This window comes from Alkanindiges illinoisensis, from assembly GCF_004377485.1.
Lineage (GTDB): Bacteria > Pseudomonadota > Gammaproteobacteria > Pseudomonadales > Moraxellaceae > Alkanindiges > Alkanindiges illinoisensis_A.
In genome coordinates this window covers 1-13,755 of record NZ_SNTY01000009.1, presented here as the reverse complement: position 1 = coordinate 13,755, position 13,755 = coordinate 1, and the positions used below count along the sequence as shown (strand labels likewise).

Here is a 13,755-nt window from a genome sequence, read left to right as displayed (position 1 = left end):
CGCTGCCAACCGATATTAATAAAGTCCTTATTCATTAATTAGATGACCCTGATCAGGTTGTAGTCAATGTCAAACCTGTTTATGTGGATAGGTTAACCAGAACAACCAAACAAGATTTTGATCCTGAACTCGCAGTGTTAGACCATAATCCTATCCTTATAAATAATGGTTTAACCTGTTATGACAGGGTTTATGCAGACGGTAGCGGTAGCAAAACCTGTCTGGGTCAATCTAAAAATAAACTAATTTCAGGTTTTCATTTATATGCGTCTTTGGGTAAGGATGAGTTACTAGAAAGTAAAAGCACCGAATTGGTATTTGGTGGAGTAGAGGTTGAGTGGCGTACAGATAAAAAAAACTTGGCTAAAGCCCAGCAAATTGATGAAGCAATCTGGAGGTTATTGACTGCATGGAATGTTTCTCCCTTAAAAATAGACGCACCGATTAAAACGTATCGTAATAGCTTAAAAACTGGCGATATCGTGACATGGAAAGTAACGCCGCAGTTGTTAATTAATGCAAAGGCTGGAAAGTTAAATACTTTTGAATACAACGATCCTAATGGAAAGTTCTTCTTAGGTCAGTTTCCTGTTAACTATGTACCAAAGAAAATTTTAAAATTTAAACCTGAAGAAATAAAAGATATTACCGACATTAATAATGCCTTTAAATTCGATTTAATTATCAATAACGCAAAAAATATTCCAATCTTTGATAATTCAATGTATCCCCTATTAAATCAAGTCAGAGTTACATTACAGCCAGTCGAAAATTTTGACTCATCCAAATTAACATGGCCCAAAAAAAGGATTGATTATTTATTAACTTTGAATGGATTAGCGAATAAACGCCTAAAATATGAAGCATTTGGTCTGGAGTGTTATCCTTCCGATGAGAGCAATAATTCAATATGTCTTGGCATAACCCGTCATCCACATCATCCCCAGGTTTATTTATATACGAGTAAGAACGTGCATTCGGAAAATATGACCATTTATGCGACAAGTTATACCAATTTATATGGCGGGCTAAGGGTAGAGTGGCAGGCTACGGTCAAAGATTTAAAAAATTGGAAAGAAATAGATGCTGCAATTTGGCGTTTACTAGACACATGGAATGTATATTCATAAATCAATTTGATGCGTATCTAAATTGAAATGATGATCTTAAATTATTGAGATAGCAAAATAATTTTATTTACGGAATCAAAAAAGCCCTTTTAAATCCAAAGGGCTTTTTTTATGTAATCTATAGGCTAAAACAGTTAAGGCACTTGCCAGCCGACTTCACGCAACATCTGGCTGAGTTTAATCAAGGGCAAACCCATCAGTGCCGTAAAGTCTTCACCATGCATGGCTTCAAACAGGCTAATGCCCAAACTTTCGGCTTTGATACTGCCTGCTGAATAAAATGGCTGGTCGAACGCCACATAACGCTGAATTTCAACCGCGCTTAAATTGCGAAAATGCACCAGAAAACGGATCAATTCAGTACGGTTAATATTTAACTGCTGGCACTGCACATTAACGGCAGTTTCAAAATGCACCAGCTTGCCGGAAAGATTGCGTAATTGCTCATAAGCCCGAGCTGCGGTTAAAGGTTTGCCAATAAACACATGCGGTTCACTTTCAATCCACACCACCTGATCAGAACCAATCACCAGTGCATGAGGAAACTGTGCTGATATGGTTGCTGCTTTTTGTTCTGCCAGACGACAGGACAGGGTCTGGGCATTTTCTCGCTCAAAAGGCGATTCATCAATTTCTGGGGAAATCACATCGAAGGGGACATTGAGGCGTGATAAAAGCTGACGCCGAATGCTTGAGGTCGAGGCCAGAATAATCGGTGGCCGAAATTGATCAGATCGCATAATTACGCAGCACCTCCAGTGATATAAAATCCAACGCCCGTTCATGGCATGCTTGTAATTTGATCGGGGGAGCGACCCCGGCATCATACGCTTCTTTCCAGCGTGTCACACAAATGCACCAGAAATCACCCGGTTGCAAGCCGTCAAAACCAATTTCGGGCAATGGTGTACTTAGGTCGTTACCAACCTGCTGTGAAAAGCTTAAAAATTCTGAGGTCATCTGTGCACATACCGTGTGCTGGCCAAGATCATAAGGACCGGTATGGCAAAAGCCATCACGAAAAAAACCAGTTATCGGGTCAAAGCAGCAGCTTGCCAAACGTTCACCCAAAACGTTTCGAATATTCTGTGAGGGAACAGGGTTTATTGACATGGTTAAAATAGATCCAAAACCTGAATGGGTAGACTTCTCTGTCTAGACAATAGGATTTTATACGGTATTTGTCCAATTCGTTTCGCTAAATTTCATTATTTCTTCGTAAATTGAAACATAGATTCCCGTAATGATTTGCTTTAACATTTGCGCCAATTATTTTGGCAATGATTTCTTGATAAAGGGTGGAGATTAAAATGAATTTTCAACGTATGACCGATCTTGATTTAAACGGCAAGCGCGTTTTAATCCGCGAAGATTTAAATGTTCCTGTTAAAAATGGACAAATTACCAGCGATGCCCGCCTGCGTGCGGCGTTGCCCACCATCCAGCAAGCCCTAAAGCAGGGTGCAGCAGTCATTGTGTGCTCGCACTTGGGTCGTCCAGTTGAAGGGGAGCCAAAGGCAGAGCAATCGCTGGCACCTGTTGCACAGTATTTATCGAACGCGCTAGGCCAGCCTGTTGCTTTAAAGGATGATTATTTAAATGGTGTTGAGGTAAATCCTGGTCAGGTGGTTTTGCTGGAAAATGTGCGTTTTAACAAGGGCGAAAAGAAAAACAGCAGTGAACTGGCCCAAGCCTATGCCAATTTGTGCGATGTGTTTGTGATGGATGCATTTGGCACTGCGCACCGTGCTGAGGCCTCGACTGAAGGCGTAGCAAGACTGGCCAAGGTTGCCGTAGCAGGCCCATTACTGGCAGCCGAGCTGGATGCACTGGGCCGTGCCATGCAGGCGCCAGAAAAACCAATGGTGGCCATTGTGGCGGGTTCCAAGGTGTCTACCAAGCTGGATGTTTTAAACTCGCTGTCCGGTATTTGCGATCAGCTCATTGTGGGCGGTGGTATTGCCAATACCTTCCTTGCAGCCGCTGGCTACAACGTGGGCAAGTCTCTGTATGAAGCAGATCTGATTGATACCGCCAAGGCCATTGCGGCCAAGGTGAATGTGCCTTTGCCAGTTGATGTGGTAGTTGCCGATGCCAGCCAGCTCAGTGGCGATTTCATGGATTTTGTAGCCAATAGCCAAGCAGTCACTAAAAATGTAAGCGACATTAGTGACAATGACATGATTCTGGACATTGGCCCACAAACTGCCCAGCAATTTGCAGCATTACTAAAAAATGCCAAGACCATTTTATGGAATGGCCCGGTGGGTGTATTTGAGGTTGATGCCTTTGGTAACGGAACTCAAACACTTGCACAGGCAATTGCCGACAGTGAAGGCTTTTCCATTGCTGGCGGTGGTGATACGCTGTCAGCGATTGATAAATATGAAGTATCTAATCAAATTGGTTATATCTCAACAGGTGGTGGCGCTTTTCTGGAATTTGTCGAAGGCAAGGTTCTACCAGCAGTTGCTGTATTAACCGAGCGTTATTCCAATAACTAATTCTACTTGGTTTGTGAGGTGACTTATGAAACATATTTTACTGATTGCTGCTTTGGCAATTCCTTTTTCCCTGGTTGCATGTAGCGAACGCACTCAAGAGCATGCAGAAGCTACTGCTGACTCTGCTGCTCAGGATGCCAGTGTTGCTGCTGAGCGTGCTGAAGAGGAAGGCCGTGAAGCTGCTGCCAAAACTGCTGAAGCTGCCAAAACTGCTGGTGCAGTCGTTGCAGGTACAGCTATTAATGCAGCCGATGCAGTAGGCGATGCTGCCGATGATGCGCAAGCTGCGGCTGCGCGCTCTGCTGCTGATGCGGCCAATGCAACTGCTGAAGCAGCCAATAAAACTGCTGCCAAAGCAGAAGCTAATGCAGCTGAAGAAACTGCTGATGCCAAAAAAGATTAATTGATCGCTTTTGAGTTAAACCCTGTCAGTGGTGCAGGGTTTAATTTTTATAAAAATCCCGTTTACCCTTGGATTTTGTTTTCACTATTAAAAAAACAGTTGAACTATCACCTGCTAATCATTTTATAGTGTTGATTCCCTACCGAATAAATGTTCATTATCATCGCTAATAATCGTTATCGGTTTGTAAATATCGGTCATAGAATTATTAATCTGTTTTATAAGCTAAAAACTTTATTGATATATGAAAATCTTTTATAAAAAGCTACAAAATCATGTAAACCAACAGATATAACCATAAATCAACAAAATACTGTCATCTGCCTTTCATTTTTAAGCGGCAAAGTGATTAACCGAACTTCAACATTTGCATAAGAAATTATAGACAGTGCAGGGTTTCCGATCAATTACACCAATGCTAACCTGTCTGCGATTGATAAATATGAAGTTGCAATCAAGCTGGTGAAAGTTCAACAGGTTATCCATTCAGAAAAGCTGTTGAGTCAACCCAGAGTTATATCGATAAATAATTTGAATTTTTATGAGGTGATTTATGAAACAGGTTTTATTAGTTGCAGCACTGGCAATTCCACTGGCCTTGGGCGCGTGTAGCAAACGTACTGAAGATAATGCAGCAGCGACTGCTGATTCTGCGGCTGCTGATACCAGTGCCAACATGAATAACATGGCAACTACAGCCGACAATACCATGACTGACATGACAACCACTGATACCACTGCAACTGGTATGGGTGACACCACTGCAACTGGTACTACAGGCACTACAGCAACTGATACCACCGGTACAGCTACTGGCACCACTGCAACTGCAGGTACTGGTAGTAACTCAGCGGCCGACGCCGCACAGTCTGCTGCTGATGCTGCCAACTCTGCAGCAAAAGCTGCTAATGAAGCCGCTGCTGCTGCTACCAATAGTGCAGCTGCTGATAACAGTGCACGCTAAGTACTAGTAAACGCAAATCCCGTACATGATACGGGATTTGTTGTTTTAGCACCTTTTATTTATTTAAAGCCCTTCGGCCACAAGAATAAAAATTCCTAATATCACTGACATATTGCTTGACACACGTTAGAATTGGCCTAATTTTCTGGAGGATAATATGGCACTGATTTCCTTGCGCCAGTTGCTTGACCATGCAGCTGAATATAATTATGGGGTTCCTGCTTTTAATGTAAATAACCTGGAACAAATGCGTGCCATTATGATGGCCGCAGACCAGACCAACTCTCCGGTGATTGTGCAGGCCAGCGCCGGTGCTCGCAAGTATGCCGGTGCACCTTTCTTACGTCATTTGATTCTGGCTGCTATCGAAGAGTGGCCACATATTCCGGTGGTAATGCATCAGGATCATGGCACCAGTCCTGCGATTTGCCAGCGTTCCATTCAGTTGGGCTTTAGCTCGGTCATGATGGATGGTTCACTGGGTGAAGATGGCAAAACGCCAACCAATTATGATTACAACGTGAGCGTAACCCGCCGTGTGGTTGAAATGGCGCATGCCTGTGGTGTTTCTGTGGAAGGGGAAATTGGCTGTCTGGGCAGTCTGGAAACAGGCATGGCTGGTGAAGAAGATGGTGTAGGCGCCGAAGGTGTGCTGGATCATTCGCAGTTATTGACCGATCCGGAAGAAGCAGCCCAGTTTGTGGCAGATACTGGCGTGGATGCCTTGGCAATTGCGGTGGGAACCAGTCACGGGGCTTACAAGTTTACCCGTCCACCAACTGATGACATTCTGGCGATTGAGCGCATTAAGGAAATTCATGCCCGCATTCCCAATACCCATCTGGTAATGCATGGCTCCAGCTCTGTACCACAGGATTGGTTGGCTGTGATTAATCAGTATGGCGGCGACATCAAGGAAACCTACGGCGTTCCAGTAGAACAGTTGGTAGAAGCTATTAAACATGGTGTACGCAAAATCAATATTGATACTGATTTGCGTCTGGCCTCTACAGGTGCTATCCGTCGCGAACTGGCAGTAAACCCGGCTGAGTTTGATCCACGTAAATACTTTGCCAAGACCATTACTGCCATGCAGGAAATCTGTGTAGCCCGTTATGAAGCATTCGGTACAGCTGGAAATGCCAGCAAGATCAACCCGATTTCTCTGGAAAAAATGGTAAGTCGCTACAGCAAATAACAGCTTATCAAATTTTAGTAAAAAACCCGTAGCCTATCTGTCTGCGGGTTTTTTTATGGTTTTCAGCCATCAAACTTATCATTCTCATTTATTAAAATAACTAAAGAATCTTTTTAAGGTTAACGCTTAACAATGTAGCTAAACGTATCTTGTATATCAGCATTGTAGTTATAGCCGTGCTTCCTGTTGTCATGTGTTATTAAGCTGTACCTGCATATTGATTGACCTTTCAATTTACCTTATTCATAGCGCTGACAATACAGACCGGTCATAAACGTCTAATCACATCTATTAGACAAAAAACCCATCGCACTGGAGCAGGATATGAAAAGTAATACAGATAAAAGCACGGCTAAAAGCAAAGTTGCTGGCACAGATACATTAGATCGACAAAATTCAAGTGAAAAAATCCAGCAGCTTGATGAATTCAAATCAGACGCGACTGGCCAGGCATTACGCACCAATCAAGGGGTTAAGGTTGCTGATGACCTAAATAGTTTAAAAGCAGGGGTGCGCGGTTCTACTTTGCTGGAAGATTTTATCTTACGGGAAAAAATTACCCATTTTGATCATGAACGTATTCCAGAGCGGATTGTACATGCCCGTGGTTCAGCAGCGCATGGCTATTTCCAAAGCTATAAAAATCATTCTGAACTTACTAAAGCAGAATTTCTGCAAGATCCCACTAAACAAACACCAGTATTTGTAAGGTTTTCGACAGTACAGGGACCACGTGGTTCAGCAGATACAGTACGTGATGTGCGAGGATTCTCGGTTAAGTTCTATACTGATGAAGGCAATTATGATCTGGTTGGTAATAACATTCCGGTATTTTTCATTCAGGATGCCATTAAGTTTCCAGACCTGGTCCATGCGGTAAAGCCGGAACCACACAATGAAATTCCAACCGGACAATCTGCACATGATACGTTCTGGGATTTTATTTCCTTAACCCCAGAGTCAGCACATATGGTCATGTGGCAAATGTCTGATCGTGCGATACCACGCAATTTACATAGCATGCAGGGCTTTGGCGTGCATACTTTCCGATTTATTAACAGTAAAGGGAAAGGACGGTTTGTTAAGTTTCACTGGAAACCGCTGCAAGGTGTTGTGTCTTTAGTCTGGGATGAAGCGCAGAAAATTGCCGGTAAGGATCCTGATTTTCATCGCCGTGATTTGTGGGATACCATTGAAAGCGGGCATTATCCAGAATGGGAATTGGGTGTGCAAGTTATTGAAGAAGAAGATGAGCACAAGTTTGACTTTGATATTCTAGATGCCACAAAAATTATTCCTGAGGAGTTAGTACCTATTACGCCACTGGGTAAAATGATCTTAAACCGCAATCCAGATAACTTTTTTGCTGAAACTGAGCAAGTAGCATTTTGCCCCGCGCATATTGTACCTGGTATAGATTTTAGTAATGACCCATTATTACAGGGTCGTTTGTTTTCCTATACAGATACCCAGCTCAGCCGTTTGGGTGGGCCAAATTTCCATGAAATACCAATTAACCGCCCGGTTTGTCCATTTCATAATCATCAGCGTGATGGCATTCACCGCAATACCATCAATAAGGGTCAAGCCTCTTATCATCCCAATTCAATAGATGGTAACTGGCCACAGGAAACGCCGCCAGCAGCAGCACAGGGCGGTTTTGAGAGTTATCAGGAACGTATAGATGGCCATAAAATCCGTCAGCGCAGTCCATCCTTTAGCGATCATTTTTCTCAGGCACGTTTGTTCTTTCATAGCCTGAGCAAGCCTGAGCAACAACATGTAATAAATGCCTATAGCTTTGAACTGGGCAAAGTGCAAAGACCATGGATTCGTGAGCGTACCGTAAATGAAATTTTAGCCAATATTGATCTGGAGCTGGCTCAAAAGGTAGCCTTGAATATTGGTGTTGAGCCGCCTACTAAAGGCACGGTTGAGGTGCCTGAAGTAAATCTGCAACCAGCACCATCATTAAGCCAGATGAGCTTTTTGCCAAAAGACATTAAGGCACGAAAAATCTCGGTACTGGTAAGCAATGGCGTCAATGCCGATACGGTTGAGGACATTCTGAACTGGGCGTTAAAGGAAATGGCCGTAGTGAAGCTGGTTGGCCCAAGTCCGGCGCCTGTTAAAACCAGTAAGGGTGAAATGCTCAAAGTTGATGCAGCCATGGATAGCATGCCATCCATTATGTTTGATGCTGTGGTGGTAGTCGATGGTGATGATATTGCCGATATGCAGCAAAACGGTGAAGGTCTGCATTATTTGCTGGAAACTTATAAGCACTTAAAGCCACTGGTACTGCTGGGTGAACATGCTCAATTACTGGAGCAGCTGCGTCTGACCCCGGATGAAGGCACCCTCAGCGGAAACAGTTTTGCTGATGTGCAGGATCAGTTAAAGCAGGGTCTGTTAAAGCACCGCGTTTGGGCACGTGAACCACTGGCTAAAATGGTTCCAGCCTGATTTTAAGCTAACAAAAAACCAGTCTAATTCAGGCTGGTTTTTTTTGAAGCGGTTTATTAATTAATTGTTAGTTAGAAACTGGTCTAAAACTTCCATTCAATGAGTTGTAAGCCTTGTTCATTAAGCAGGGCAATCATGGCACTGCCATTGGTTGAACCTGTGGTCGAATCTGTAGCTTCTGATTCGCGCCAGTCACCCAGCACCACACGTTTTTTGCCATTGCTGTATTCATGGATAGCAGGACGATGTGTATGTCCATGCAGCAAAATATCATTGCTGACAAGCGCACGGGCAACGGCCTGTTCATTCACGTCCATAATATAGGCAGACTTGCGCTGATGGCTAGCTTTGCTTTTTTGCCGGGCTTGTTGGGCAACCTTACGACGTAATGACAATGGCAAATAAAGCAAGCTATTGATGATTAAAGGATTACGGATAATTTTTTTAAAGCGCTGATAGGAAATATCATCGGTACATAGCGCATCGCCATGCTCCAGAACAATGCGCTGGCCTGCATTCTCAATAGTAATACGTTCTTTGGTAATTAATTGGCCACCAAAGCGGCTCATAAACTGCTGGCCCAGCGCAAAATCACGGTTGCCATGCATAAAAAAAATCTCGGTGCCATCGTTACTAAACACTTGTAAAGCATGAACAATGTCATCCAGCCACTGTGAATGATCATCATCACCCAGCCAGGCTTCAAACCAGTCGCCCAGAATATAAAGCTGGTTAACATGGCTCTGATAATGAGCCAGTAAATCTAAAAACCCCCGCACAAGGCGAGGGTGTTTAGGAGACAAATGTAAATCAGCAATAAACAGCTGTCGCACAGAATTGCTCTAGACAAGAAAGCATGGTTAGCAGGCCATTTATTCGCTAATGACTTTAGCAGATTCAATCACAATGTTTTCAACGGGTACATCAGAGTGATAGCCGCGATTGCCGGTTTTTACTTTTTTAATGGTATTTACAACATCCATGCCTTCAACCACTTTACCAAATACCGCATAACCCCAGCCCTGTGGTGTTTTGCCAGTATGGTTCAGGAACGTATTATTTTTTACGTTGATAAAAAACTGGGCGCTGGCAGAGTGCGGTGCATTGGTACGCGCCATGGCCACAGTGCCTTCTTCATTGGTTAGACCGTTGTCTGCTTCGTTTTCAATGGAATCACGAGTTGGTTTTTCCTTGAAATTAGCGTCCATGCCACCGCCCTGAATCATGAAGTTATCAATGACACGGTGGAAAATAACGCCATCATAATGTCCACTTTTTACATAGGACAGAAAATTCGCCACAGTTTTTGGGGCTTTTTCAGGATTTAATTCCAATACAATGCGACCTTTGTTGGTATTTAACTCAACTTGAGGGTGACTCATTGCTGTATCTCCAGGTTGTGCGGCAAAAGCCGTTTGAATTGGTTGAGTGATAGAGACGCAAACGGTAAACTGCAAGGCCAGTAAAGCAAGAAATTGCGGTCTAAACGAAAGCGTTCCTAAATTGAGTGACATAGTTTTGACGAAATTTTCGAGTTTTGCGAGTATATTTTTCAATTTTCGTACCTAAACCTTTTCCTGCGTGTGATCCATATGAAGCCAAATGATGCTGCCACTGCGATGCCTGACTTGACCCCAACCTCTTCCAACGCACTACAACAGCAGCAAGCACAGGCCGGTCTGGATTTCATTCGCCAGATTATTGCAGATGACTTGGCCAGTGGCAAACACAGCCAGATTGTGTCACGTTTTCCACCAGAACCCAATGGCTACCTGCACCTGGGTCATGTGAAGTCCATTTGCCTGAATTTTGGCGTAGCGATTGAAAATAATGGCCTGTGTAACCTGCGTCTGGATGACACCAATCCGTCTGCTGAAAAGCAGGAATATGTCGACAATATTAAAAATGACATTCACTGGCTGGGTTTTGACTGGAATGGTGAGATCCGCTATGCCTCCAGCTATTTTGACCAATTATATCAATGGGCCGTGCAACTGATTGAGCAAGGCGATGCCTATGTGGATCTGCAAACCCCGGAGCAAATCAAGCTGAACCGTGGCAGTTTTACTGAAGCAGGCACCAATTCCCCCAACCGTGATCAAACCGTTGAGGAAAACCTCAAGCTATTTGAGCAAATGCGTGCGGGTGAATTTAACGAAGGTGCTGCGGTGTTGCGTGCCAAGATTGATATGGCCAGCCCAAATGTCCACCTGCGTGATCCGGTACTGTATCGCGTGCTGAAGGCACACCATCACCAGACTGGCGACAAATGGTGCATTTATCCCATGTATGATTATGCGCATCCGCTGTCTGATGCAATTGAAGGCATTACCCACTCGCTATGTACGCTGGAATTTGAAGACCATCGTCCGTTTTATGACTGGATCATTTCCAAAGTCAATACACAGGCCAAGCCGCGCCAGATTGAATTTTCGCGCCTGAATGTGGATTACACCTTAACCAGTAAGCGCAAGCTGAAAAAACTGGTGGATGATGGCGTGGTACAAGGCTGGGACGACCCGCGTATGCCAACCATTGCTGGGATGCGCCGTCGCGGCTTTACTGCTGAAGGCTTAAGGGATTTTTGCCAGCGTACCGGTGTCTCCAAAGCCGATGGTGTGGTGGATATTGGCTTGCTGGAATTCTGTATTCGCCAGTCACTGGAAAATACCGCACCGCGTGCCATGGCTGTGCTTAACCCGCTCAAAGTAACCCTGACTAACCTGCCAGATAGTATGACCTTGCAGCATTCACGTCATCCGAATGTAGATATGGGCGAACGTGATATTCCTTTATCCTCTGTGATTTACATTGATAGAAATGACTTTGCCGAAGTACCACCTAAAGGTTTCAAACGCTTAATCCCTGATGGTGAGGTGCGCTTGCGTCATGCTTATGTGATTAAATGCAACGAAGTGATCAAGGATGCAAACGGCGAAGTAGTTGAGCTAAAGTGCAGCATTGATCCAGAAACGCTTGGCAAAAACCCGGAAGGCCGCAAGGTGAAAGGCGTGATTCACTGGGTAGACAGTGCGCAGGGTGTGTCTGCTGAAGTGCGTATTTATGAGCGCCTGTTTAGCAACCCTAATCCGGAAGCAGGCGATGATTTTATGCAAAACCTCAATCCTGAATCAGTTAAAGTGTTACAGGCAGTGATTGAGCCGTCTCTTGCACAAGCCAAAGCGGGTGACCGTTTCCAGTTTGAGCGTGAAGGCTACTTTGTAGCAGATGAAAAAGATTTCACCCAAAATCAACCGGTATTTAACCGTATTCTTGATTTAAGAGATAGCTATAAGCCGAGTTAACATATCAACCCTCCCAACCTCCCTTATTCAAGGGAGGCTTCTGGTTTTTTAACCGATGACAATAGAATTTTCTGATCCATTACTAAAATACCGCGAGCAGCACAAAAAACGCCTGAGTTATATGCCGTGGCTATATTGGCGCTTAAAACCCAAGCACCGGGAATGGGCGCAAGCGTGGCAGCAAGACTATCAGGATTATCTGCAAAGCATGGAAAGTGTGCAGATTGGCAAGGACTGTTTTATTTCACCGGATGCTCACCTGTTTGCCGAACCCAATCGCAATATCATTATTGGTGATGGCAGTTTTATTGCGGCTGATTGTGTGCTGCATGGCCCAATCACGCTGGGTAAAAACGTAGCATTAAATCATCATTGTACGCTGGATGGTGGGCGCAAAGGTATTCACATCAGCAATAATGCGAGGCTGGCGGCTTATTGTCATCTTTACGCCTTTAATCATGGCATGAAGCTGGATAGTACCATTCATGAGCAGGCTGTAACTTCAACCGGGATTTATATTGGTGAGGATGTCTGGCTAGGGGCCAATGTGGGCGTAGTCGATGGCGTCAAAATTGATGACTTTGCAGTGATCGGTATGGACAGCACTGTCACGCATCCTGTAGAAGCTTATGCCATTATGGCCGGAAGTCCTGCCAAAAAAATCGGTGATCGGCGCGATAAGAAATAAAGAAATAGCAGTCATCTATAATCTCTGCTAATACATTAGACTTCTTTCATAAGTTGTACCAACTCGCCTTCGACAGGCTCAGGCAGCGTTGGTTGAGCTTGTCGAAACCAGACTTATGCAAGAGATCTATTATTCCAATAACCATTTTTTCAAATCGTATTAAAAACCATAAGGAAAATTATGCTGCTTTTAAAACTCACCATTGTGCCGTTATTTATTGCACTAGTAACCCTTGCCGGAAAAAAATGGGGTGCACAACTGGCAGGCATGCTGGGTGGTTTACCAGTGGTTGCTGGGCCGATTGTTGTTTTTCTTGCCATGGAGCAGGGGCAAGCTTTTGGTGTTGTTGCATCGACTTCTGCCATTGCTTCAGTGGTTGCCTTGCTGGCGTTTGGGTTAGCCTATAGCTGGCTCAGTTTATCAAAATCCTGGCCAGTAACTTACGCATTGTCGCTATTGGTCTGGCTGACAACGGCTGCTTTATTGGCACAGCTGACGCTTACTCCTTTTTTCGCATTGGTTTTGGCATTAATGGCAATTGTGCTGACACCTGTTTTGTTACCTAAAGTGCCATTTAAATCCAGTGGTGCAAGCAGTTTAAAAGATTTACCGCTACGATTAATATCAGGCGCTGTTTTAACGCTTGCAGTAACACAATCAGCCCAGCTACTCGGTGGAAGCTGGAGTGGCATTCTGGCCGTGTTTCCATTAATTGGTTCAGTGTTGGCGGTATTTACCCATCGTAATCAGGGTGCGGCAGCTGTCACTCAGTTATATCGGGGCATGGTAAAGGGCTTATGTTCGCTCAGTCTGTTTTTTCTGATTCTTACTTTTGCCTGGCAGCATTATGGTTTTTGGTGGCCAGTTTTAATCGCGATTTTTAGTGCATTAAGTTTGCAGCTTTTGTTTCGTTTATCGTCATTATTAAAAATGCAAAAGATTGCCAATGCTACAGGGAATTAAAATAATCTAACCCGAATCGCGGATAAGCAATTGACTTGAAAAATAAGAGGACTAGAGCCATCAGTTGAGTTACCACACCAAACTCACAACTCTAGTCCTGATGTTCAATAGTACCGAATTATTTTGCGTAATTG

General features: G+C 44.1%; 13 protein-coding genes. 9 read left to right on the top strand and 4 right to left on the bottom strand.

Annotation, left to right across the window (positions count from 1 at the left end; all coding sequences use genetic code 11):
• The first annotated feature begins 83 nt into the window (after nucleotides 1–83).
• A complete protein-coding gene (locus E2B99_RS02180; protein WP_205669624.1) occupies nucleotides 84–1,130 on the top strand; it encodes a hypothetical protein in 1,047 nt (348 codons plus the stop codon).
• 134 nt (nucleotides 1,131–1,264) lie between these two features.
• On the opposite strand, the gene E2B99_RS02175 is transcribed toward E2B99_RS02180, so the two are convergent.
• Entirely contained in the window at nucleotides 1,265–1,870 is a 606-nt protein-coding gene (locus E2B99_RS02175) for a Maf family protein (protein ID WP_134243359.1), read from the bottom strand.
• Entirely contained in the window at nucleotides 1,860–2,243 is a 384-nt protein-coding gene (locus E2B99_RS02170; RefSeq protein WP_026470297.1) for a DUF2237 family protein, read from the bottom strand. Before E2B99_RS02170 ends, E2B99_RS02175 begins: the two co-directional genes overlap by 11 nt.
• A gap of 197 nt (nucleotides 2,244–2,440) precedes the next feature.
• Between E2B99_RS02170 and E2B99_RS02165 the strand changes: the two genes are divergently transcribed.
• From E2B99_RS02165 to katE, 5 genes are all read left to right on the top strand, one after another.
• A complete protein-coding gene (locus E2B99_RS02165) occupies nucleotides 2,441–3,634 on the top strand; it encodes a phosphoglycerate kinase (protein ID WP_134243358.1) in 1,194 nt (397 codons plus the stop codon).
• A 25-nt stretch (nucleotides 3,635–3,659) separates the two neighbouring features.
• Nucleotides 3,660–4,037 carry a hypothetical protein gene (locus tag E2B99_RS02160; protein WP_134243357.1) on the top strand — a complete coding sequence of 126 codons (378 nt, stop codon included), beginning with the start codon at nucleotides 3,660–3,662 and terminating at the stop codon, nucleotides 4,035–4,037.
• Between the two features lie 553 nt (nucleotides 4,038–4,590).
• Nucleotides 4,591–5,001, top strand: coding sequence for a hypothetical protein (locus E2B99_RS02155; RefSeq protein ID WP_134243356.1), 411 nt, complete (start codon nucleotides 4,591–4,593; stop codon nucleotides 4,999–5,001).
• Nucleotides 5,002–5,158: 157 nt separating this feature from the next.
• Nucleotides 5,159–6,199 carry a class II fructose-bisphosphate aldolase gene (gene fba, locus E2B99_RS02150; protein ID WP_134243355.1) on the top strand — a complete coding sequence of 347 codons (1,041 nt, stop codon included), beginning with the start codon at nucleotides 5,159–5,161 and terminating at the stop codon, nucleotides 6,197–6,199.
• A 324-nt stretch (nucleotides 6,200–6,523) separates the two neighbouring features.
• Complete coding sequence (gene katE, locus E2B99_RS02145) at nucleotides 6,524–8,665, top strand: catalase HPII (RefSeq protein WP_134243354.1); 2,142 nt, start codon at nucleotides 6,524–6,526, stop codon at nucleotides 8,663–8,665.
• An 83-nt stretch (nucleotides 8,666–8,748) separates the two neighbouring features.
• Here katE and E2B99_RS02140 read toward each other — a convergent pair whose 3' ends face one another.
• Together E2B99_RS02140 and E2B99_RS02135 are read right to left on the bottom strand one after the other, a co-directional pair.
• Nucleotides 8,749–9,498 (bottom strand): UDP-2,3-diacylglucosamine diphosphatase, encoded by a 750-nt coding sequence (locus tag E2B99_RS02140; RefSeq protein WP_134243353.1) that lies wholly within the window; start codon nucleotides 9,496–9,498, stop codon nucleotides 8,749–8,751.
• Nucleotides 9,499–9,537: 39 nt separating this feature from the next.
• Nucleotides 9,538–10,047, bottom strand: a complete 510-nt coding sequence (locus tag E2B99_RS02135; RefSeq protein ID WP_134243352.1) for a peptidylprolyl isomerase — start codon at nucleotides 10,045–10,047, stop codon at nucleotides 9,538–9,540.
• A gap of 210 nt (nucleotides 10,048–10,257) precedes the next feature.
• Between E2B99_RS02135 and E2B99_RS02130 the strand changes: the two genes are divergently transcribed.
• The 3 genes from E2B99_RS02130 (at nucleotide 10,258) to E2B99_RS02120 (ending at nucleotide 13,621) form a co-directional block, all read left to right on the top strand.
• On the top strand, nucleotides 10,258–11,970 hold the full coding sequence (locus E2B99_RS02130) for a glutamine--tRNA ligase/YqeY domain fusion protein (protein ID WP_134243351.1): 1,713 nt from the start codon (nucleotides 10,258–10,260) through the stop codon (nucleotides 11,968–11,970).
• A 55-nt stretch (nucleotides 11,971–12,025) separates the two neighbouring features.
• Complete coding sequence (locus E2B99_RS02125) at nucleotides 12,026–12,658, top strand: acyltransferase (protein WP_134243350.1); 633 nt, start codon at nucleotides 12,026–12,028, stop codon at nucleotides 12,656–12,658.
• Nucleotides 12,659–12,838: 180 nt separating this feature from the next.
• Nucleotides 12,839–13,621 (top strand): hypothetical protein, encoded by a 783-nt coding sequence (locus tag E2B99_RS02120; protein ID WP_134243349.1) that lies wholly within the window; start codon nucleotides 12,839–12,841, stop codon nucleotides 13,619–13,621.
• Nucleotides 13,622–13,755 lie beyond the last annotated feature (134 nt).

Coding starts and splice junctions, on each gene's coding strand:
- E2B99_RS02175 (WP_134243359.1), bottom strand. CDS start 1,870: ATGCGATCTGATCAATTTCGGCCACCGATTATTCTGGCCTCGACCTCA.
- E2B99_RS02170 (WP_026470297.1), bottom strand. CDS start 2,243: ATGTCAATAAACCCTGTTCCCTCACAGAATATTCGAAACGTTTTGGGT.
- E2B99_RS02165 (WP_134243358.1), top strand. CDS start 2,441: ATGAATTTTCAACGTATGACCGATCTTGATTTAAACGGCAAGCGCGTT.
- E2B99_RS02160 (WP_134243357.1), top strand. CDS start 3,660: ATGAAACATATTTTACTGATTGCTGCTTTGGCAATTCCTTTTTCCCTG.
- E2B99_RS02155 (WP_134243356.1), top strand. CDS start 4,591: ATGAAACAGGTTTTATTAGTTGCAGCACTGGCAATTCCACTGGCCTTG.
- fba (WP_134243355.1), top strand. CDS start 5,159: ATGGCACTGATTTCCTTGCGCCAGTTGCTTGACCATGCAGCTGAATAT.
- katE (WP_134243354.1), top strand. CDS start 6,524: ATGAAAAGTAATACAGATAAAAGCACGGCTAAAAGCAAAGTTGCTGGC.
- E2B99_RS02135 (WP_134243352.1), bottom strand. CDS start 10,047: ATGAGTCACCCTCAAGTTGAGTTAAATACCAACAAAGGTCGCATTGTA.
- E2B99_RS02130 (WP_134243351.1), top strand. CDS start 10,258: ATGAAGCCAAATGATGCTGCCACTGCGATGCCTGACTTGACCCCAACC.
- E2B99_RS02125 (WP_134243350.1), top strand. CDS start 12,026: ATGACAATAGAATTTTCTGATCCATTACTAAAATACCGCGAGCAGCAC.
- E2B99_RS02120 (WP_134243349.1), top strand. CDS start 12,839: ATGCTGCTTTTAAAACTCACCATTGTGCCGTTATTTATTGCACTAGTA.